This is a genomic window from Bacillus sp. AF62, assembly GCF_050312695.1.
Lineage (GTDB): Bacteria > Bacillota > Bacilli > Bacillales > Bacillaceae_G > Bacillus_A > Bacillus_A cereus.
The window spans coordinates 1-260 of record NZ_JBNPJZ010000306.1 but is presented as its reverse complement, the minus strand read 5'-3'; the positions used below and the strand labels follow the sequence as shown (position 1 = coordinate 260).

The following is a 260-nucleotide window of genomic DNA, read 5'->3' as shown; positions in this document are numbered from 1 at the left end:
CTATTGAAAATCTAAATATGAAAGGAATGTCGCAAGCACTTCATTTTGGAAAAAGTGTCGCTGACAATGGTTGGGGGATGTTCACTTCTTTTTTAGCTTATAAACTAAATGAACACGGCAAACAACTTGTGAAAATAGACAAATGGTTTCCTTCCACAAAAACATGTAGCAGTTGTGGAAATGTAAAAAATATGTCATTGTCTGAGCGAGTCTATTCTTGTATATGCGGTGTAAATCTCGATAGAGATTATAACGCAGCT

General features: G+C 35.4%; 1 protein-coding gene. It reads left to right on the top strand.

Annotated features, from left to right (window positions below):
• Positions 1-260: RNA-guided endonuclease InsQ/TnpB family protein (locus ACQRBL_RS32860; protein WP_427736503.1), on the top strand; the 260-nt coding region annotated here is incomplete at both ends.